This is a genomic window from Actinomadura harenae (genome assembly GCF_003696215.1).
In the GTDB taxonomy this organism is placed as follows: Bacteria; Actinomycetota; Actinomycetes; order Streptosporangiales; family Streptosporangiaceae; genus Spirillospora; species Spirillospora harenae.
Window position 1 is genome coordinate 98106 of record NZ_RFFG01000018.1, and the last position, 19472, is coordinate 117577.

Genomic DNA, 19472 nt, shown 5'->3' on the forward strand with positions numbered 1-19472 from the left:
TGGCATGAGTCGTTACCGGTACGGGGCGTACCACGAGGGCCCGGACCCGCTCGCCCCGCCCTACGACGTCCGGGAGGCGCTGGACGCGCTCGGCGACTCGGTGCTGGAGGGCACCCGGCCGGGCGACGCCCTCCGCGAGCTGCTCCGCCGCGGCCTGCCGAACGACGCCCGGAACCGGCGCGGGCTGGACGATCTGCTCCGCGAGGTCCGCGAGCGGCGCCGTGAGCTGCGGGGGCGCGGCCGCGTGGACGGCACGCTGGAGCAGGTCCGCGCGCTGCTCGACACGGCGATCGGGCAGGAGCGGGCGGAGCTGTTCCCGGATCCGTCCGACGACGCGCGCCTGCGCGAGGCGGAGCTGGACGCGCTGCCGTCCGACACGGCCCAGGCCGTCCGGCGGCTGTCGGACTACCAGTGGCGCTCGGACGCGGCCCGCCGGACGTTCCAGCAGCTGAAGGACCTGCTGCGCAGCGAGATCCTGGACTCCCGGTTCGAGGGCATGCGGCAGGCCCTCGCGAACCAGGACCCGGCCGCCATGGAACGCGTCCGGGACATGATGGCCGCGCTCAACGGCATGCTCGACAAGGACGCGCGCGGCGAGCACACCCAGGAGGACTTCGACCGGTTCATGGAGGAGTACGGCGAGTTCTTCCCGGAGAACCCGGCCGACCTGGACGAACTGGTCGACTCGCTGGCCCGGCGCGCCGCCGCGATGGACCGGCTCATGGCGTCCCTGACGCCCGAGCAGCGCGCCGAGTTGTCCGGGCTGATGGACCAGGTCATGCGGGACGCGGGGCTGTCGCTGGAGATGACGCGGCTGACGGAGTCGCTGCGCGTGCGCCGTCCCGACCTGGCCTGGGGCACGCCCGAGCAGATGACCGGGGACGAGCCGCTCGGCATGGGCGACGCGACCGGCGCGCTCGCCGAGCTCGCCGACCTGGCCGAGTTGGAGGCGACGCTCGGGCAGGACTATCCCGGCGCGCGGCTGGACGACATCGACGAGGAGGCCGTCCGGCGCGCGCTCGGCCGGTCCGCCGTCGACGACCTCGCCGCGCTGCGCCGCCTGGAGGCCGAACTCGAACGGCAGGGCTACCTGCAGCGCCGCCGGGGCGAGCTCGAACTGACGCCGAAGGCCGTCCGGCGGCTCGGCGAGACGGCGCTGCGCCGGGTGTTCTCGCGGCTCACGGCGGGCCGGGCCGGCGACCACGACCAGCGCGACGCGGGCCAGGCGGGCGAGCTGACCGGCTCGACGCGCGAGTGGCGGTTCGGGGACGAGCAGCCGATCGACGTCGTCCGGACGGTCTCCAACGCCGTCCGGCGGTCCGCGATGCGCCCGGCCGGGTCCGGGGAGGGCCGCGGGGTGCGGCTCAGCGTGGACGACTTCGAGGTCAAGGAGACCGAGCGGCGCAGCGCCGCGGCCGTCTGCCTGCTGGTCGACCTGTCCTACTCGATGGTGCTGCGCGGCACCTGGGCCGCCGCCAAGCAGACCACGCTGGCCCTGCACACCCTGGTGACCAGCTCGTTCCCGCAGGACGCCATCCAGATCATCGGCTTCTCCAACTACGCCCGCGTGCTGCACCCGACCGAGATGGCGGGCCTGGACTGGGACATGGTCCAGGGCACCAACCTGCACCACGCCCTGATGATCGCCGGACGCCATCTGGACCGGCATCCGGACTTCGAGCCGATCGTCCTGGTGGTGACGGACGGTGAGCCGACCGCCCATCTGCGTTCGGACGGCCGGTCCTGGTTCGACTACCCGCCGTCCGCCGACACCCTCGTCCTCACCACGGCCGAGGTGGACAAGATGACCCGGCGCGGCGCCGCGCTGAACTTCTTCATGCTCGCCGACGACCGCCGCCTGGTCGCGTTCGTGGACGAGGTGGCCCGCCGCAACGGCGGCCGGGTCTTCGCGCCCGACGCCGAGCGGCTGGGCGAGTACGTCGTCAGCGACTACCTGCGCGTCCGCCGCGGCAGGAACCGCTAGACCCGGCCCTCTCCGCGCCTTCCGCACCGTCCCCGCCCGTCCCCGCCCGTCCCCGCCCGTCCCCGGCCGTCCGGAGGCCGTCCCGTCCCTCGCATTCCGATCACTCCGTGTGACGAGTGACGGCTGCGGCCTGGGGGGGAAAGCGGTCACATAGGGGGACACGAACGGCGCCTGGGACGCGGGTGAGGGAAGTGTCCGCCGAGGTTAATGCGCTTTTGCCGAGCAACAGGGTTACGGGCCGAGCACACCGGGGAGTCATAACGCGGAGTGAACATTACGGCACTGTGAGTGCCATCGGAGGGAAATAGTGACGACGTACCGACGACCGCTCTTCGGCGTCATCGCCGCCGGATTCGGCGCAGCCGCCGTTCTCGGGCTCGCCTCAGGGCCGGCGCTCGCCGACGAGATGCCCACCCACCATCACCACATGATGGGCCACCACCACCACGAGGGCCGCCATCACGAGGGCCGCCACCACGAGGGCCACGAGCACGAGGGCTGGGGTCACTGGGGCTGCCCGCGCGGGCCGATCAAGGACGGGGGCCACTGCAGGCACCACGAGCACAAGTTCGAGCACGAGCACGGCCACGAGCACAAGCGCGGCGACGAGCACGAGCACGAGCTGCCGTCCACGCGCTAACGGGGATGCCCCATTCGGCCGGTTCCGTCTGATGACGTCCCGGCCGGGCGGCCGCCCGGTGCTCCCGCACCGGGCGGCCTCCACTGTTTCCGGGATCCCCGCAGGTTAGGGTCGGGGCATGTCGAGTTCCGATCGCCTGCTGCTGATCCTGCACATCGGTTTCGCGATCTTCACCCTCGGGCCGCTGACGGCCGCGACGATGTCCACGCCGCGCTACATCCGCAAGCGGGACATCACGATCGTCCGGTACCTGAACCGGACGACGGCGATCTACGCGTTCGGGTCGCTGGGCGTGTTCCTGTTCGGGCTGTTCCTCGCCGAGGGCAAGTTCGCCAAGTTCTGGCTCTCGGCGTCCATGACGCTGTTCATCGTGGCGCTCCTGCTGCTGTTCATCGTCGAACGCGACCAGCGCAAGGCCCTGCGCCTGCTGGAGGCCGCCGCCGGGACGCCCGCCGGAGCCGAGGCCGCTTCCGCGGCCGCGCCCGACGCCGCGTCCCAGGCGAAGGACGAGGCCGGGGAGAAGACCAAGAAGAAGGACAAGGGTGAGGACGGCGCGTCCGGCGCCCAGGGGGACGTCGCCGCCGTCGAGCGCGGGCGCATCGCCGCGTTCTCCGGGGTGATCGCGCTCCTCTGGATCGTCATCCTGATCATGATGGTGTGGCACTGACCCGTCCGCACCCGCCCGTTGTACGCCGAAGGGGGCCGCGCGTCGAGCGCGGCCCCCTTCGGCGTGTGCGGGTCCGTCAGGCGGTGCGGGTCCGTCAGGCGGTGCGGATCCGTCAGGCGGTGCGGGCCTTCAGCCAGGCCAGCAGCGTCGGGTAGACGGTCGGGTCGATGAGCAGCGCGCCGCCGTGCATGCGCCCCGGGACGGTCCTGACCGTGACCGGGACGCCCGCCGTCCGCAGCGCGCCCGCGAGGGCGGTGCTCTGCGTGGCCGGGACGAAGTCGCGGGCGCTGTGGAAGAGCAGCATCGGCGCGTCCCCGCGCGAGACGTGCGTGGCGGAGTTCGCGTCGTCCAGCCTGTTCCAGCAGGACGTGGCGCCGGCGCCCGGCTCGCAGCCGACGAGCTTGTCGACCGCGCCGCGCAGCTTGCGCTGGGAGGCGGTCGCGTCCGGGGTGCCGCCGTCCTGGTAGGCCAGGTAGGGCATGTTCACCGGGGACAGCGCGGCGACGCCGCGGACCCGCTTGGCCCCGTCGTCCAGGGTTCCGAGCTGGGTGGCGAGCAGGCCCCCGGCGGACGACCCGAGCACGGCGACGCGCTTCGGGTCGAGGTTGAAGTACTTGGCGTGCTTGCGGACGAAGCCGAGGGCGTCGACCGCGTCGTCGCGCTGCGCGGGCCACTGGGCGGCGCCCGCGAGCCGGTAGTTCGCGGCGAAAACGGTGAAGCCCTGCGCGGTGAGGCGGCGGGCGATGTACTTCCAGGAGCCCTTGTCGCCCTCCAGCCAGTAGCCGCCGTGCAGGAGGAAGACGCCGGGACGGGCCTTGGCCTTCTTGTCCTTGGGGTTCGCGGGCTGCCAGTAGACGTCCACGCGCTGGCCGGCGTTCTTGCCGTAGGCGTAGGTCTTGAACTTGGGCAGCTTCGGCGTGACCATCACGGCCTTGCCGGTCACCGTGGCGCTCGGGTCGGCGCCGGACGCACCGGAAGCGCCGGACGGCGTCGTCGTCGGCGAGGTCGTCCCGGTCGTCGGGGCGTCGGACGGCGTGTCCGCGGGCGACTGCGAGGGGGTCGTGTCGTCCGTCCCGGTGGGCCCGGACGGTGGCCCGGACGTGGGCGGGGACGCGGGCCCGACGGTCGTTCCGGGGGTGGGGAGCGGGGTCGCGTCCGCGATGCCGGGCATCGACGCGGCGGACACGCACGCCGCGGCGAAGGCCGCGCCGCCGACCAGAACTCTGCGCACTCCAACCCCTTCCGGGCACCCGCTTCCGGGCGAACCCGGGCACATCATACGACGTTGATCATCCGCGCGGCCGGTCCCCGGCCCGCCTTCCGGGCGGGCCGGGGATCCACCTGCGCCTTCGCGGTGAAGAAGGGTCAGCCGAGCGCGCGCTCCAGGTCGGCGAGCAGGTCGGTGACGTCCTCGATGCCGACCGACAGCCGGACGAGGTCGGACGGGACCTCCAGCGGCGACCCGGCGGCGGACGCGTGCGTCATCCGGCCCGGGTGCTCGATCAGCGACTCGACGCCGCCGAGGGACTCGCCCAGGGTGAACAGCTTCGTCGACTCGCAGATCCGGACGGCCTCCTCCTCCGACCAGGCGCGGAAGGAGACCATGCCGCCGAACCGCTTCATCTGCTTGACCGCGACGTCGTGGCCGGGGTGGTCCGGGAGGCCCGGGTACAGCACCTGCTTGACGGCCCGGTGCGAGGTCAGCATCTCGACGACCTTCTCGGCGTTGTCGCAGTGCCGGTCCATCCGGACGCCGAGGGTCTTGATGCCGCGCAGCGTCAGCCAGGAGTCGAACGGCCCGGCGACGGCGCCCATCGAGTTCTGGTTGAACGCGAGGCGCTCGCCGAGCTCGGCGTCGCGGACGGCGATCGCGCCGCCGACGACGTCCGAGTGCCCGCCGACGTACTTGGTCGTCGAGTGGACGACGATGTCCGCGCCGAGCGTCAGCGGCTGCTGGAGGTAGGGCGAGGCGAAGGTGTTGTCCACCACGAGCAGCGCGCCCGCGTCGTGCGCGACGGCCGCGAGCGCGGCGATGTCGGAGATGCCGAGCAGCGGGTTGGTCGGGGTCTCGACCCACACCAGCTTGGTCTCCGGGCGGATCGCGGCCCGCACCGCCGAGACGTCCCCGAGCGGGACGGGGTCGTAGGAGATCCCCCACGGCGCGGCGACCTTGGCGAACAGCCGGTAGGTGCCGCCGTAGGCGTCGTTCGGGATGACCACGTGGTCACCGGGGCGCAGCAGCGTCCGCAGGATGGTGTCCTCGGCGGCCAGGCCCGACGCGAACGCCATGCCGCGCGTCCCGGCCTCGATCGCCGCGACGCACTCCTCGAGCGCGGTGCGGGTGGGGTTGGCGGAGCGGGAGTACTCGTACCCCCCGCGCAGCCCGCCGATGCCGTCCTGCTTGTAGGTGGAGACCTGGTAGATCGGCGGAACGACCGCGCCCGTGGTCGGGTCGGGCTCCTGGCCGGCGTGGATCGCCAGCGTCTCGAACCCCTGCTCAGGGACGTTGCCCTGGGGAACCTCGTTGTCCATAGGCACGAGGTTATCCACCCCGCCCCCCTCCCAGAGGATGAGGCCATCCCCCCCAGGTATGGGCCCTCATTTCGGCTCCCCGGGTGACCAAACCGGCCCGCGAGATCCCTACCGTTATGGAGTAGATCCCCGGTCACTAACCCCTCTACGAAGGATTCTGCATGTTCGCACGTCTTGGGCGCGTGGTGGTCAAACACCCCGTGTGGACGATCCTCGCCTGGCTGGTGGTGGCCGGCGCGCTCATCGCCCTGGCCCCGAGCCTGAAGACGAAGTCCGACCAACAGGACTTCCTGCCCACCAAGTACGAGTCGATCCAGGCTGCCAAGCTGGCCGAGAAGGCGTTCGCCAACAAGGACGACCAGAAGACCACGCCGGCCATGATCGTCTTCAAGCGGTCCGATGGCGGGAAGCTCCAGCCGGCGGACACCGCGAAGATCAAGCAGGTCGCGCAGGACGTGCAGGCCAAGCACATCCCGGGTGTGACCGCGGCGCAGGCGATGCCCGCCTCGGCCAACGGCAAGATCCAGGTCATCGCCGTCCCCCTGCGCAACGACTTCGACCAGAAGATCCGCAAGCAGGGCATGGAGGCGGTCAAGCAGATCCGCACCGAGACCACCGCCCAGCTGCGCGGCTCCCCGCTGTCCTACGGCGTGGCCGGTGACCTGGCGTCCCAGGTCGACAACGAGAAGTCCGACAGCAGCACCATGGCGATGATCGGCATCGCCACCATCGCGCTGATCGTCATCCTGCTCGGCATCATCTTCCGCGCCCCGCTGGCGGCGCTGCTCCCGATCATCATGATCGGCCTGGTGTCGGCGGTGTCGAACGCGGTCACCGCGATCGTCGGCAACGCGTTCAACCTGAACTTCGACAAGGGCTTCAACGAGATCATCGTCGTCGTCCTGTACGGCATCGGAACCGACTACATCCTGTTCCTGCTGTTCCGCTACCGCGAGCGGCTGCGGCTCGGCGAGGACAAGAAGACCGCCATGATCACGGCGGTCGAGCGGGTCGGCGAGGCCATCGCGTCCGCCGCGGGCGCCGTCATCGTCGCCTTCCTCGTGCTGCTCCTGGCCTCCTTCAAGGCGTTCGGCGGCCTCGGCCCGCAGCTGGCCATCGCGGTCGCGGTCATGTTCGTCACGTCCATGACCCTCGTCCCGGCGGTCATCTCGCTGATCGGCACGGCCGTGTTCTGGCCGTCCAAGTCCTGGAAGAAGCAGGCCCGCACGGGTCTGTGGGCCAAGCTGGGCAACGGCGTCGGCCGCCGCCCGGTGGTCGCGCTGGTCGCGTCCGGCATCGTCCTGATCGCGCTCGCCGTCTCCGCGCTCGGCTTCAAGGCCGACTACGACTTCGAGGGCAGCTCCCCGCAGAACACCGAGTCCGCCAAGGCCATGAAGGACCTGCGGTCCGGCCTGCCCGCGGGCATCCTGAACCCGACCGAGGTCTACGTCCAGAGCTCCTCGCCGCTGGACAAGCCCGCCCTCACGGCCTACCAGGCCAAGCTGAAGACCATGCCGGGCGTCGGCGAGGTGCGCCCGCCGCAGCTCAACGGCGACCAGACCGTCGCCAAATACGACGTCCTGCTCACCAAGAACCCGAGCTCGAACGAGGCCATCAGCCTCGTCAAGGGCCCGTTCCGGAACGCCGCGCACGAGGCGGCCCCGTCCGGCACCAAGGTCCTGGTCGGCGGCACCACCGCGGTCTTCGCCGACATCAACAAGATCAACAACCGGGACCTGTCGGTCATCCTGCCGGTCGCGGTCGCGCTCATCGGGATCATCCTGATGCTGCTGCTGCGCTCGCTGGTCGCGCCGATCTACCTGGTCGGGGCGGTGCTGCTCGGCTACGCGGCGACGCTGGGCGCGAGCGTGCTGCTGTTCCAGAACATCGAGAACAAGCCCGGCCTGATGTTCCAGCTGCCGATCATCCTGTACCTGTTCGTGCTGGCGATCGGCACCGACTACAACATCCTGATGATCGCCCGGCTCCGTGAGGAGGCCCGCGAGGGCCACGACCCGCGGCGCGGCGCGGCCCTCGGCATCCAGCACGCGGGCCCGACCGTCGCGGCGGCGGGCGTCATCCTGGCCGGCACCTTCGGTGTCCTGGTCCTGTCGCCCCAGTCGATGACCGCCCAGATCGGGTTCGGCGTCGCGATCGGCATCCTGCTCTCGGCGTTCGTGATGTCGGCGTTCTTCGTCCCGGCCCTCACGGCCCTGCTCGGCCACAAGGCCTGGTGGCCCGGCCGCACCGACGCCAAGCGCGCCGTCCCGCCGCCGCCGCAGGACCCGTACGCGGACGCCCCGTACGCCCCGACGGGAAGCCGCTACTAGAACGTCGGGACGCGCGCCGGGACCATCCAAGCCGCCCACACCCCCGGCGCGCGCCCCGACCTCGGGGAAGACCAAGGCCCCGGAAACCCCCCACGGTTTCCGGGGCCTTGTCGTGTCCGGGGCCTTGTCGTGTCCGGGCCTTGTCGTGTCCGGGGCCGCTGCCTCCGCTATCCGGGGGCAGAGCGCACGCGCCTCCCGCTACGGCGTCTGCGTGATCTGGGTGCGGGAGGCCGGACGGCCCCCTCGCGAGGTGGGTGCGGGGAAAACGCGGACGGCCCTCCCCTTGCGGGGAGGGCCGTCTTCACGCTGTGCGGCCCGGAGCGTCAGCGGAGGGCTGCGCGGCCGGGGCTCGGATCAGTGGGCGGCCAGGAAGGCGATGAGGTCCTGGCGGGTGATGAGGCCCTTGGGCTTGCCGTCCACGAGGACGACGGCGGCGCCGGACTTCTCCAGGATCGGGACGGCCTTGGTGACCGGCTCGCCCGAGCCGATCGTCGGCAGCGGCGCGGCCATGTGCGACTCGACCGGCTCGGAGAGGCGACCGCGGTCGCGGATCAGCAGGTCGAGCAGGTCGGACTCGCTGACCGAGCCGATGACCTCGGCGGCCATGACCGGCGGCTCCTCCTTCATGACGGGGAGCTGCGACACCTCGTACTCGCGCATGATCGCGACGGCGGTCTGGACGGACTCGTGCGGGTGGGTGTGCACGAACTCGGGGAGGGCGCCGCCCTTGCGGGTCAGGACCTCGCCGACCGTGGCCTCCTCGGTCGGGGTCGCCAGGAAGCCGTAGTTGCTCATCCAGTCGTCGTTGAAGATCTTGGAGAGGTAGCCGCGGCCGCCGTCCGGGAGCAGGACGACGATGACCGCGTCGTCCGGGGCCTCCTCGGCGACGCGCAGGGCGGCGACGACCGCCATCCCGCAGGAGCCGCCGACCAGCAGCGCGTCCTCGCGGGCGAGGCGGCGGGTCATGGTGAAGGAGTCCTTGTCGGACACGGCGATGACCCGGTCGCAGACCTCGCGGTCGTAGGTCTCCGGCCAGATGTCCTCGCCGACGCCCTCGGTGAGGTACGGACGACCCGTCCCGCCGGAGTAGACCGAGCCCTCCGGGTCGGCGCCGACGATCTGGACGCGCCCGCCGGAGATCTCCTTGAGGTAGCGGCCGGTGCCGCTGATCGTCCCGCCGGTGCCGATGCCCGCGACGAAGTGCGTGATCCGCCCCTCGGTCTGCGCCCAGATCTCCGGGCCGGTCGTCTCGTAGTGCGACCGCGGGTTGTTCGGGTTGGTGTACTGGTTCGGCTTCCAGGCCCCCTCGATCTCGGCGGCGAGGCGGTCCGACACCGAGTAGTAGGAGTCCGGGTGCTCGGGCGAGACGGCCGTCGGGCAGACCACGACCTCGGCGCCGTAGGCGCGCAGGACGTCGATCTTGTCCTTGGCGACCTTGTCCGGGCACACGAAGACGCAGCGGTAGCCGCGCTCCTGCGCGACGATGGCGAGGCCGACGCCGGTGTTCCCGGAGGTCGGCTCCACGATCGTCCCGCCGGGCCTCAGCTGTCCCGACTCCTCCGCGGCGTCGATCATCCGGACCGCGATGCGGTCCTTCACCGAGCCGCCGGGGTTGAAGTACTCGACCTTGGCGAGCACCTGCGGCCCGTCCGGCGCGGTGACGCCACGGGTCACGTTGCGCAGCCGGACGAGCGGCGTGTTGCCCATCAGCTCGACGAGCGAGTCATGCACCTGCATCGCGACATCCTTGTCGTGATCAACGAAGCGAAACCTGGATGACATCCCAGCACGGCAGTGTTTACCGGAGAGGAGGGAATACGGTTTCGGAGAGATTCCGGTTCCCGACCGTAGCTCAGAACGACGTGGCCGGGCATCTCCACCTTACGGGGGCGAGTGCCCTGCTCTGACGGAGGGTGACGACGATGCCGAGAGCGTTCACCGCCCGCCGCGTCGCCGCTGCGGCGGCCTACGGCGGTGGCGGGATCACCGTGCTGGGCGGGATCACGGTCGGCCTGGTGGCGGCCGAGGCCCGGCTCGCGCGCCGGATGATCGGCGCGACGCCGAGCGGCGACCCTCCCCGCGCGGACGGCGTGTTCGGGGGCGGGCTGCCGGGCGAGCCCCTGTCGTTCGCGATGCTGGGCGACTCGACGGCCGCCGGGCTCGGCGTCCACTCCCCCGGCGAGACCCCGGCCGCGCTGCTGGCGGACGGCCTGTCCTCGATCTCCGGGACGCCCGTCCTGATGGTCAACGTCGCCCGGTCCGGCGCGCGCTCGGAGGCCCTGGAGGACCAGGTCGAACGGGCACTGGCCGCCGCCCCGCAGATCGCCGTGATCATGGTCGGCGCGAACGACGTGACCTCGCGGGTGCGGTCCGCCGACGCCGTCCGGTACCTGGCGCAGGCGGTCGACCGGCTGCGTGCGGGGGGCAGCGAGGTCGTGGTCGGCACCTGCCCGGACCTCGGCTCGGTCAAGCCGCTGATGCAGCCGCTGAAGTGGTTCGCGCGGCGCGCCAGCCGCCAGCTCGCCGCCGCCCAGACGATCGCCGTCGTGGAGCGGGGCGGACGGTCGGTCTCCCTCGGTGACCTGCTCGGACGCGAGTTCGCCGCCGACCCGGCCGGGATGTTCAGCGAGGACCGGTACCACCCGTCCGCGCGCGGCTACGCGGCCGCGGCGATGGCCATGCTGCCGTCGATGGCCGCCGCCCTGGCCCTCGAACCGGACGACGAGTCGCTGCCGGACGCGCGGCGCGGCGAAGGCGTCCTGCCCGTCTACCTGGCCGCCGCCGAGGCCGCCGAGACACCGGGCACCGAGGTCAGCGGCGCCCGCGTCGGCGGGCACGACCGGGGGCCCCGGGGGCGCTGGGCCACCCTCCTGCGGCGCGTCCGCCGCACGCCGTCCGCTCCTGCCGCGCACCACGAACCCCATCCAGCCTGACCTCTTCTCGCGCCGTGGTGGGCGTGGGTTCGTGGGGATTTCGGGAAATCGCCTCCGGTACGTGTTCGCACTGCTACTTTCCGCACTGGTCGGTCGATCCGGTGTGGGAGTGAGGAGCCGCCATGGGCTCGTGCGGGATGCGGAAGGCGCGTTGGGTGGGGGCCACGGCGGTGTGCGCCGCGCTCGCCGGGTGCTCCGGGGGCGGCACGCCCGGCGCGGCGGCCTCGCGGGGCTGGTCGGCGCCGGGACTCGACGTGGTCAGCAAGGCCGAGGTCCGGGACGGCATCGCGGCGGTGACGGCGCTCCGTCCCGACGGGGCGCTGGAGACCGACACGTTCGACCTGGCCAGGGGCAAGCGGCTGTGGGCCAGGCCCGCGACGATGATCGGCCGGACGCCGGAGCAGGGCGTCCAGCCTCCGGCGGTGTCCGGACGCTTCGTCGCGGCCGTCGAACCGGAGGGCCGGGGCGCGGTCCTCGTCACGCGGGACGCCCGGACCGGCGTCCTGCTCTGGACGCGGGACGTCCACTCGACGTTCGGCCCGCAGGCGTGCGGCCCGATGCTGTGCCTCACCGAGCGGACGTCCGGGAGGGACGCCCGATTCGTCGCGCTCGACCCGTCCGCGAACGGCAGGGAGCTGTGGCGCATGGACGGGCTCGCCGAGGTCGAGTGGGCGGACGCGTCGCGCGTGGTCGTCTTCCGCATGGCGAGGCATCCGTCGCTGGAGGCCCACGACCTGCGCACCGGCAGGACGCTGTGGCGGTACCCGGTCGAGCAGGCCGTCGGGGGCGACGTGAACCTCTCCGGCGGCTGGGCGTTCGGGTCGGCCGGCGGCACGCTCGTCGGCTACATCGGCCCCTACCAGGGCGGACGCGGCCAGTCCCCCACCTCGTTCGGGTTCTTCTCGGTGCGGACGGCCGACGGCGTCCCGGTCTGGAGGCGTCCGCGGCTGCTGCGCGTCTACCCGAGCGCCAGCCCGGCGGTCGCGCTGATCACGCGTTCGGTCGCGGCGGACGGCGGGGACGCCGGGTTCGAGCGGCTCGATCCGTCCACCGGCCGGACGTCCGCGAGCGTCCCGGCGGATCGCGCGCCGCGTTCGCCCTGGTCGCTGTCGCTTCCGGCGGACCTGAGCCGGCTCGGGTTCCTCACCCCGGACCGTCCGGGGCGCGCGGTCGCGCTGAACGACGCCACCCCGGTCCAGGCGCGCGGGCTGCGCACCTGGTCGTTCTGCGCGGTCCGGCCGTCCACGCTGAAGATCACGGGACTGCCCGGCTTCTACCCGATCGCCCCGCTCTGCGGCTACGACCTGGGCAGCGGCCAGAAGCTCACCGACCCCGGCCCGCCGCCGAGCTGGTACACCGGCGTGAACGACGGGTGGCGCGTCTGGCGCGACGAGTCCGGCACCCTGCACGCCCTGCGCGACACCCAGGGCACCGCCCCCGGCATGTACGGCTCCTGACGCCGAATCGGCGGACGCGGCGCGCACGGCTCCCGACGCGACCAGCGGCCGCCCCGGCGCGTACCGCCGGGCGGCGGACCCGCGTACCGAGGACGGCGACCCGCGTACCGAGGACGGCGACCCGCGTACCGACGGGCGGCGGACCCGCGTACCGAGGACGGCGACCCGCGTACCGACGGGCGGCGGACCCGGCGTGTACGGCCACCGGACGCAGAGGCTAGATTGCGGAGGTGACCGGCGAGTAACCCAGGTACCGCCGGCCGGTACGAGACCGGACCGGAAGGTCCCGCAGAAAGGGAGTCACGGCATGCCCGAGGCAGTCATCGTCGCCACCGCGCGTTCCCCCATCGGACGGGCCTTCAAGGGGTCGCTGAAGGACCTGCGCCCCGACGACCTCACCGCGCGCATGGTCCAGGCGGCCATGGCCAAGGTCCCGCAGCTCGGCCCGGACCAGATCGACGACCTGCTGCTCGGCTGCGGCCTGCCCGGCGGCGAGCAGGGCTACAACATGGGCCGCGTCGTGTCGGTGCTGCTCGGCTGGGACAACGTGCCGGGCGCGACGATCACCCGGTACTGCTCGTCCTCGCTCCAGACCACCCGGATGGCGCTGCACGCGATCAAGGCCGGCGAGGCCGACGTGATCGTCTCGGCGGGCGTCGAGATGGTGTCGCGGTTCGCCAAGGGCAGCTCGGACGGCCTGCCCGACACGCAGAACCCGCTGTTCACCGACGCCGAGGCGCGCACCGCCAAGCGCGCCGAGGGCGGCGCCGAGGTGTGGACCGACCCGCGCGAGAACGGCGCCCTCCCGGACGTCTACATCGCGATGGGCCAGACCGCCGAGAACGTCGCGCAGGCGTACGGCGTGACGCGCGAGGCCCAGGACGAGTTCGGCGTCCGCTCGCAGAACCTCGCCGAGAAGGCCGCCGGCAACGGCTTCTGGGCGCAGGACATCACCCCCGTCGAGCTGCCGGACGGCACGGTCGTCAGCACCGACGACGGCCCGCGCGCCGGGACCACCTACGAGAAGGTGTCCCAGCTCAAGCCGGTGTTCCGCCCGGACGGCACGGTCACCGCGGGCAACTGCTGCCCGCTGAACGACGGCGCCGCCGCCGTGATCGTGATGAGCGACACCAAGGCCGCCGAGCTCGGCATCACCCCGCTCGCCCGGATCGTGTCGACCGGCGTGTCCGGACTGTCGCCGGAGATCATGGGCCTCGGCCCGGTCGAGGCGTCCACCCGGGCCCTGGCCAGGGCCGGGATGAGCATCGGCGACATCGACCTGGTCGAGATCAACGAGGCGTTCGCGGCGCAGGTGCTGCCGTCCGCCGAGCAGCTCGGCATCGACATCGACAAGCTGAACGTCAACGGTGGCGCGATCGCGGTCGGCCACCCGTTCGGCATGACCGGCGCGCGCATCACCTCCACCCTGCTGAACAGCCTGAAGTTCCACGACAAGCAGTTCGGCCTGGAGACGATGTGCGTGGGCGGCGGCCAGGGCATGGCGATGGTCATCGAGCGGCTGTCCTGACCCGCGGGCCGGACGCCCCGTCCGGCCGCTTGACCACTCAGCGTCGAACCAGCGTGGCCCGGGTTTTCTCTGAGAACCCGGGCCACCTGCGTGTTCACCCGCGTCCGGCACTTTACGAATGATCTACGTCACGTGATGGATAGGTCCGCGTTAGGGGGTTGTCACATCCGGGCAGGTGTTGCACAGTCGGCTGAAGAGCCCCGCGACATGGAGGTGCCTATGTCACTGAACCACTCGCCGGAGACGCACACCAAGCTCATCGCACGCATCCCGCAGGTCACAGGACGTGACATCCCCGAGTGGTTCACCACCATCGAGAACGGTCCCTCGTTCCTGCGCTGCGACGAACGCTCGACGTGGCTCGCCGCGGAACACGGACTCTCTCACGGCTACGCCGCCGCCCTCGTCCGCGAGCACGAGCGGATCCGGCGCGAGCGGCACTACTGACCAGAACGCCACACCCGACACACCCGCACACCCGACACCCGCACACCCGACATACCCGCACACCGGACACTTCGGACCAGAGCACGCGGCACCAGAGCAACACGACGTCAGGACGCGCGACGTCAGGGCCTACGACGCCGGATCGGGCGACGCCAGGACGCGCGACGCCGTGCTGGACGGCGCCGGAACGTGCGACACCGGACAACGTGACAGCGACACGGACGACGTGACGGTCACACGACGGAACGACTTCGCGGGAACCCGTCACCGGACAGCCCCCGCGATCGCGCCGCTACGCGAGCGCGACAGTGGCGCCGAGTTCCCGCAGACGAGCAGCCCCTCACCGGTCTCCGCTTCCGGCGAGGGGCTGTTCGTTCGTTTCCTGGGCTGAACTGTCTTTTCGACGGAAAGCCGGGAATGGGTGAGGCCACGCGTTCGTCCGGCCACGCCGGACGGTGTCGCGCGCGCACCCCGAAGTCCCGGAGACCCCCGGCCGCCAAGGGGGCCGGGGGCTCTCTGGTGCCCCTGGTCGGATTCGAACCGACACAAAAGCTCTTTTAGGGAGCCTGCCTCTGCCGTTGGGCCACAGGGGCGCGCGTCAGCATACCGGCGGTACGTGGAATTCAGCGGAAGTAATTCACGACCGTGACCCGTTCAACGTCCAGAACCACCGTTCCACCGGGTGAAATGGCATGTTCGGCCTTCGGTGACCGCCTTCGTCCACCCGAAGAACCGACAGATTCACGACCGAAGCCAGCCCTCCACCGCACCCGTCCCGGCCGTCACCGCCCTCGCCGCCACCAACGGGACGGCCCGACGGAACGGGCGGAACGGGCGGGACGGGCGGGACGGGCGGGACGGGCGGGACGGGCGGGACGGGCGGACGAGCGGGCGGGTCAGCGGCGGAGGACGGCGCGGTCCTCGACGAGGGTGGTTCCGGCGCGGCCGTCGCGGTCGCGGCGGACGGCGGTGATCGCGTGGACGCCGACCCGCCCGCTCTCGCAGGCCAACGCGGACGCGGCGAGGTAGAGGAGCCACACCCGGGCGCGTCCGGCCCCGGCGCGCTCGACGGCGGCCGGCCAGTGCAGCCGCAGCGCCGCGGCCCAGGCGCGCAACGTCCGGGCGTGGTGCTCGCGGAGGGCCGCCGTTCCGCGCACCTCCAGGCCGGCCTCCTCGAGTCCGCCGACGATCGACCCCAACGTTCTGAGCTCGCCATCCGTTGGAAACATGTAGGAGGTGGTGAAGGTGCGACGGATCTGGTGCGGCCCCGGGCGGCGTGTCTGCTGCTGGAGGAGCAGGCGGCCGCCGGGCGCCAGCAGCGCGTACAGGCGGGCGGACGGCGGGTCGAGCGCGTCCACTCCGGCGAGCCCGGCGATCGCGTCGTACGGTCCGTCCCCGGCGGCGCCCAGGTCGCCGACGCGGGGCTCGACGGGCAGGTCACCGCAGCGCTCACGGATGTGCTCGGCCTGCTCCGGGGTCCGGACGAGCGCGACGACGCGCGCGCCGTGCTCGGCGGCGGCGTGGTGGGCGAACGCGCCCCAGCCGCCGGAGAGGTCCAGCACGCGCGCGCCGGGGAAGAGCCCGATCCGTTCGGCGACGGCCTCGAGGGCGGCGCGCTGGGCGTCCTCCAGGTCGACTGCCTGGTCCCACATCCCGGTGAAGGTCGCCAGGGACGGGCCGAGCATCTGGGTGAAGAAGTCGGCGGGCGCGTCCAGCGGCCCGGAGACGTCGCGCGTGTCCCCGGTGGGGAACTCCTCGGCGGGCGGACGCGGCTCGGTGCCGACCGCACCGAGCATGACCGCCGTCCGGACGATCTCGCGCTTGTCCTCGCCGCTCAGCCGGATCGGCTCGTCCCCGATCCGCATCACCTGCTGGACGGCCTCCAGCGCGTCGAACACGTCGCCCTCGATGTCGAGCTCCCCCGCGACGTACGCGCGCACGAGCCCGATCTCGCCCGGCTTCCACAGCATCCTGCGCAGGGCCCGGCGATGCCTCACGACGAAGGCGGGAGCCCCGTCGGGTCCGACCGAGCTGCCGTCCCACGCCTTCACCCGGATCGGCAGCTCCGCCGAAGGCGCCTCCGCCTCCCCGAGCAGGATCCGCGCCAGCAGCGGCCCCAGCCGTCCGGCCACGCCCTCACTCACGCACGCCCTCCTTCACCTCCACCGCCCCCGCGGCCCCCACCGGTTCCGCCCGACCTCCCGGGCCCGGCCGAACCCTCGGGCCCGACTGAACCCCCGAGATCGGGATTCCCGCCGGATCCTTCGGCCCCTGGGGACCCGTGGATCCCATCGCTTCCTCCGGGCCCTCCGGGTCCTCCGGATCCTTCGGCGACACCCGGTCCGGGTGTCCCGCCGGAGCCTTCGGCCTCGCCGGGGGTTCCGGCGGCCTCCCGGATCGTCAGCCGTCCTCGGGCCGGTGCTCGGTCGCGAGTTCGAACTGCGCGCGAGGGCTGGACAGTTCGCCCAGGGACACGATCTCGCGGCGGAAGAACAGGGCGAGCGTCCAGTCCAGGGTGACTCGGAACTTCCGGTTGATCGTCGGCATCCGAGACAGATGGTATGTCCGGTGCATGAACCAGGCGACCAGTCCCCGGAGTTTCACGCCGTAGACGTTCGCCACGCCCTTGTGCAGGCCGAGGCCCGCGACCGACCCGACATAGGCGTGCTCGTACGGTCTCAGCGGCCTGCCGCGCAGATCGGCGGCGAGGTTGTCGCCGAGCGTGCGGGCCTGCCGGACGGCGTGCTGTGCATTCGGTGCAGTGAATTCACCGAACCCGCTCAGGTCGGGAACGCGCGCGTTGTCCCCGGCGGCATAGATCCCGGGACGGCCCTCGACGGTGAGCTCGGCGGTGGCCTTCACGCGCCCCTTCTCGTCCAAAGGCAGGTCGGTCTCGCGGAGCAGCGGGTGGGGCTTGACCCCGGCCGTCCAGACGAGGGTCCCGGCGTCGAAGGCGTCGCCGTCGCTGAGCACGATGCGCCCGCCCTCGGCGGACCTCAGCAGCGTCTCGAGCCTGATCTCGATGCCGCGCCGCCGCAGCGCCTCGACCGTCCAGCGGCCCATCTCGGGCCCGACCTCGGGCAGGATCCGGTCGGCGGCCTCGACCATCATCCAGCGCATGTCCTCGCGCCGGACGGGCGGATACCAGCGGCACGCGTCGCGGGCCATGTCCTCCAGCTCCGCGAGGGCCTCCACCCCGGCGAACCCGCCGCCGACGAACACGAAGGTCAGCGCGCGTCTCCGCACCCCCGGGTCGTCGTTCGACACCGCGATGTCCAGCTGGTGGAGCACGTGATTGCGCAGGTAGATGGCCTCCTCGACGGTCTTGAACCCGATCCCCTGCTCGGCCAGCCCGGGGATCGGCAGCGTCCGCGAGATCGAGCCGAGCGCCACCACCAGCCGGTCGAACGGCACCTCCACCACGCCGTCCGCGCCGCCGCCCGCACCGCCGCCTGCGCTGCCGTGCGCGCCGTCGTCAGCGCCGTCGTCAGCGCCGTCGTCCGAGGCGGGGGAACCGGCCGGGCGGACCTGGACGACATGGCGCTCGGCCGAGATGCCGACGACATGCCCGTTCAGAACACGGCAGCGCTTCAGGACGCGCCGGAGCGGCGCGACGACATGCCGGGGCTCGAGGTTGCCCGCGGCGGCCTCGGGCAGGAAGGGCTGATAGGTCATGTACGACTGCGGGTCGACGACGGTCACCACGACCTCGCCGTGCCGGAGCTCGCGGCGCAGCCTCCGCTGGAGCCGGAGCGCGGTGTACATGCCGACGTAACCGCCGCCGAGGATCACGATGTGCCGGGCGTGCGGGGCGACCTTCTCGACAGCCATAACGCTCCGGTACCCTCCGGGCCGCCCCCTTCACCCACGCGGCGCACTTCCGAACAACTTGAGCAAGTCCGGCATCTCAGTAAGTGCATCGCAAAAACGGCGGGACAGGGCCCGACGGGGGCGTCAAGCGGCCGCTTCGGCGAGCCGCTCGACCACGGCCCTGCCCCGCCCACCACACCACCAACACCGTCCAGGGGAGACGTACATGTCTCGAATCGTCCAGGGGTCGCTCGTCGCCGCCGCCGTCGCCGTCATGGCCACCGGCTGCACGTTCTCCGCCAGCGGTAAGGGCAGCGACAGCCGGACCACCGGCGCGGGAGGCAGCAATTCGTCCGCCCCGGGCAGCGAGGTCGACGGCGGCTCCAGCAACGGAACCAGCGGCGGTACCGGTGGCGGTACCGGTGGAGGCGGAGGCGGTACGGGCGGCGGCTCGGGACGTACCCCCATCGGACGCTGCCCGGCGCAGGTCTGGAACGCCAAGGTCCAAGGGATCGACGGCGCGGCGGGCAGCCGCTCCACCGTGCTCGTCCTCACCAACGTGTCGGGACACGCCTGCCGTGTCTACGGCTTCCCGGGCCTGGGCCTCGCCAGCCCGCAGAACTCGGCCATCCCGACGTCCACGCGCCGCCAGGGCACGCCCCAGGCCTTCACCGTGTACCCGGGCGGGCACGCCTACACGCGCCTGATGTGGACGGTGGTCCCCGGCGGCGGCGAGAGCGAGAGCGGCCAGTGCGAGCCGACGCCGACCGCCCTCCACGTCATCCCGCCGGACGAGCGCGTCTGGGTCCGCGCGTCCTGGAACCTCGGCCCCGTCTGCTACCGCGGCGAGTTCACCGTCGACCCGTTCACCCCGACCGCGCCCAGCTAGCACCGGCTCGTGGCGGACCGGCTCTTCCACACCGCACCCCGGCCCGCCACCACGCCGCGACAGCACCGGGCGAGACCACGTCCGCCCGGCGGCCCTCCGCCACACCGGCTCGCCGGCCCCATCCCTCACGCGGCAGGCTCACGCCTGACTCGGCGCACTCGCCCCTGCTCCGCCGACCGCCCGCCCCGGCTCGGCTCGGCTCGGCCCGACCCCGCCCCTCGCCGCCCCGCCGCCCCTCGCCGCCCCGCCCGCTCC

14 protein-coding genes and 1 tRNA gene are annotated in these 19472 nt (G+C 72.4%); 9 read left to right on the forward strand and 6 right to left on the reverse strand.

Annotation, left to right across the window (positions count from 1 at the left end; translation table 11 throughout):
- Positions 1-4 precede the first annotated feature (4 nt).
- From EBO15_RS12975 to EBO15_RS12985, 3 genes are all read left to right on the forward strand, one after another.
- Entirely contained in the window at positions 5-1984 is a 1980-nt protein-coding gene (locus EBO15_RS12975) for a vWA domain-containing protein (RefSeq protein ID WP_122194603.1), read from the forward strand.
- Positions 1985-2291: 307 nt separating this feature from the next.
- Positions 2292-2624, forward strand: coding sequence for a hypothetical protein (locus tag EBO15_RS44170; RefSeq protein ID WP_158628211.1), 333 nt, complete (start codon positions 2292-2294; stop codon positions 2622-2624).
- Between the two features lie 118 nt (positions 2625-2742).
- The gene (locus EBO15_RS12985; protein ID WP_122194604.1) at positions 2743-3291 is read left to right on the forward strand and encodes a hypothetical protein; all 549 of its coding nucleotides are present in this window, start codon (positions 2743-2745) and stop codon (positions 3289-3291) included.
- A 112-nt stretch (positions 3292-3403) separates the two neighbouring features.
- Here the strand turns inward: EBO15_RS12985 and EBO15_RS12990 are convergent, their stop codons facing one another.
- Together EBO15_RS12990 and EBO15_RS12995 are read right to left on the reverse strand one after the other, a co-directional pair.
- Positions 3404-4522 carry an alpha/beta hydrolase gene (locus tag EBO15_RS12990; RefSeq protein ID WP_233616153.1) on the reverse strand — a complete coding sequence of 373 codons (1119 nt, stop codon included), beginning with the start codon at positions 4520-4522 and terminating at the stop codon, positions 3404-3406.
- Between the two features lie 134 nt (positions 4523-4656).
- A complete protein-coding gene (locus EBO15_RS12995; protein WP_122194605.1) occupies positions 4657-5823 on the reverse strand; it encodes a cystathionine gamma-synthase in 1167 nt (388 codons plus the stop codon).
- Between the two features lie 161 nt (positions 5824-5984).
- On the opposite strand from EBO15_RS12995, the gene EBO15_RS13000 reads away from it, so the two are divergent.
- Positions 5985-8153 (forward strand): MMPL family transporter, encoded by a 2169-nt coding sequence (locus EBO15_RS13000; protein WP_122194606.1) that lies wholly within the window; start codon positions 5985-5987, stop codon positions 8151-8153.
- Between the two features lie 354 nt (positions 8154-8507).
- Here EBO15_RS13000 and EBO15_RS13005 read toward each other — a convergent pair whose 3' ends face one another.
- Positions 8508-9890, reverse strand: coding sequence for a cystathionine beta-synthase (locus tag EBO15_RS13005; RefSeq protein WP_122194607.1), 1383 nt, complete (start codon positions 9888-9890; stop codon positions 8508-8510).
- A gap of 185 nt (positions 9891-10075) precedes the next feature.
- On the opposite strand from EBO15_RS13005, the gene EBO15_RS13010 reads away from it, so the two are divergent.
- From EBO15_RS13010 to EBO15_RS13025, 4 genes are all read left to right on the forward strand, one after another.
- Positions 10076-11086 (forward strand): SGNH/GDSL hydrolase family protein, encoded by a 1011-nt coding sequence (locus EBO15_RS13010; protein ID WP_122194608.1) that lies wholly within the window; start codon positions 10076-10078, stop codon positions 11084-11086.
- A gap of 155 nt (positions 11087-11241) precedes the next feature.
- Positions 11242-12543 (forward strand): outer membrane protein assembly factor BamB family protein, encoded by a 1302-nt coding sequence (locus tag EBO15_RS13015; protein ID WP_233616154.1) that lies wholly within the window; start codon positions 11242-11244, stop codon positions 12541-12543.
- 307 nt (positions 12544-12850) lie between these two features.
- On the forward strand, positions 12851-14071 hold the full coding sequence (locus EBO15_RS13020; RefSeq protein WP_122194610.1) for an acetyl-CoA C-acetyltransferase: 1221 nt from the start codon (positions 12851-12853) through the stop codon (positions 14069-14071).
- A gap of 219 nt (positions 14072-14290) precedes the next feature.
- Positions 14291-14518 carry a DUF4287 domain-containing protein gene (locus tag EBO15_RS13025; RefSeq protein ID WP_122194611.1) on the forward strand — a complete coding sequence of 76 codons (228 nt, stop codon included), beginning with the start codon at positions 14291-14293 and terminating at the stop codon, positions 14516-14518.
- Positions 14519-15035: 517 nt separating this feature from the next.
- On the opposite strand, the gene EBO15_RS13035 is transcribed toward EBO15_RS13025, so the two are convergent.
- From EBO15_RS13035 to EBO15_RS13045, 3 genes are all read right to left on the reverse strand, one after another.
- Positions 15036-15111 (reverse strand) — tRNA-Leu (locus tag EBO15_RS13035).
- Positions 15112-15414: 303 nt separating this feature from the next.
- Positions 15415-16662 (reverse strand): class I SAM-dependent methyltransferase, encoded by a 1248-nt coding sequence (locus tag EBO15_RS13040; RefSeq protein ID WP_122194613.1) that lies wholly within the window; start codon positions 16660-16662, stop codon positions 15415-15417.
- A gap of 256 nt (positions 16663-16918) precedes the next feature.
- Positions 16919-18349 carry an NAD(P)/FAD-dependent oxidoreductase gene (locus EBO15_RS13045; protein WP_122194614.1) on the reverse strand — a complete coding sequence of 477 codons (1431 nt, stop codon included), beginning with the start codon at positions 18347-18349 and terminating at the stop codon, positions 16919-16921.
- A gap of 205 nt (positions 18350-18554) precedes the next feature.
- Here EBO15_RS13045 and EBO15_RS13050 point away from each other — a divergent pair, with 205 nt between their 5' ends.
- Complete coding sequence (locus EBO15_RS13050) at positions 18555-19217, forward strand: DUF4232 domain-containing protein (protein ID WP_158628212.1); 663 nt, start codon at positions 18555-18557, stop codon at positions 19215-19217.
- Positions 19218-19472: the final 255 nt, after the last annotated feature.

Coding starts and splice junctions, on each gene's coding strand:
- EBO15_RS12975 (WP_122194603.1), top strand. CDS start 5: ATGAGTCGTTACCGGTACGGGGCGTACCACGAGGGCCCGGACCCGCTC.
- EBO15_RS13045 (WP_122194614.1), bottom strand. CDS start 18,349: ATGGCTGTCGAGAAGGTCGCCCCGCACGCCCGGCACATCGTGATCCTC.
- EBO15_RS13005 (WP_122194607.1), bottom strand. CDS start 9,890: ATGCAGGTGCATGACTCGCTCGTCGAGCTGATGGGCAACACGCCGCTC.
- EBO15_RS13050 (WP_158628212.1), top strand. CDS start 18,555: ATGTCTCGAATCGTCCAGGGGTCGCTCGTCGCCGCCGCCGTCGCCGTC.
- EBO15_RS13025 (WP_122194611.1), top strand. CDS start 14,291: ATGTCACTGAACCACTCGCCGGAGACGCACACCAAGCTCATCGCACGC.
- EBO15_RS12985 (WP_122194604.1), top strand. CDS start 2,743: ATGTCGAGTTCCGATCGCCTGCTGCTGATCCTGCACATCGGTTTCGCG.
- EBO15_RS13000 (WP_122194606.1), top strand. CDS start 5,985: ATGTTCGCACGTCTTGGGCGCGTGGTGGTCAAACACCCCGTGTGGACG.
- EBO15_RS13010 (WP_122194608.1), top strand. CDS start 10,076: ATGCCGAGAGCGTTCACCGCCCGCCGCGTCGCCGCTGCGGCGGCCTAC.
- EBO15_RS12995 (WP_122194605.1), bottom strand. CDS start 5,823: ATGGACAACGAGGTTCCCCAGGGCAACGTCCCTGAGCAGGGGTTCGAG.
- EBO15_RS13020 (WP_122194610.1), top strand. CDS start 12,851: ATGCCCGAGGCAGTCATCGTCGCCACCGCGCGTTCCCCCATCGGACGG.